Origin of the sequence: Geminicoccus harenae, assembly GCF_019800005.1 — a bacterium.
Classification (GTDB): Bacteria; Pseudomonadota; Alphaproteobacteria; order Geminicoccales; family Geminicoccaceae; genus Geminicoccus; species Geminicoccus harenae.
On sequence record NZ_JABGCL010000220.1, the window covers coordinates 1 to 688 of the forward strand.

A 688-nucleotide genomic window follows, 5' to 3' on the forward strand; every position below is an offset into this window, starting at 1 on the left:
CAGGGCGAACGCGACGGGCCGGCCACGATCATCGGCCAGGCAATGAACCTTCGACGTGCGGCCGCCGCGCGCGCGGCCGATCGCCTGGCACCATTCACCCCCTTGCCGCCAGAAGCGGAGCGATGGGCTTTGACGTAGGTGCTGTCGAGCGCAAGCTCGGCCGGGATGGTTCCCGTGCTGGCCATGCGCTGGAACAGGCGCTGCCACAGGCCACGCCGCGACCATCGGTTGTAGCGGTTGTAGATGGTCGTGGCGGGGCCGTAGTCTGGCGGCACATCCCGCCAACGGCAGCCGGTCTTGAGCACGTGCAGGATCCCGCTGATCACCCGCCGATCGTCGACCCTGGGCCGTCCTGGCCGGCCATGGGGCAGATGCGGCTCGATCCGCGCCCAGGCCGCGTCCGACAGCCAGTACAGATGTGCCATCCGCCATACCCTCCTCAGCCTGCGTCCCTGATCAGTCGACCAAAAGCCATGAACCTGCAGAAGGTTGTTTGAGTTCCCTACCTAGGCCCGATTGACATTCAGGATTTTCAAGCGGGCTACGTGCTGGTTCACGAGGCTCTGTGCTGAAGCGCGGAGCGGATGATGGCGGCCAGGCGATACGAGTTGAGCGAGTGGAGTGCACCCCGTTTCACCGGACAGGGTCTGGGTTGGGTTAAGCACTGAGTTTGCGGAACTCGGCGGGC

The 688-nt window shown here is 65.4% G+C and carries 1 pseudogene; it reads right to left on the reverse strand.

From position 1 onward, the window contains the following. A pseudogene (locus HLA95_RS27690) lies at window positions 1-425 on the reverse strand (IS5 family transposase); the annotation flags it as partial. Window positions 426-688: the final 263 nt, after the last annotated feature.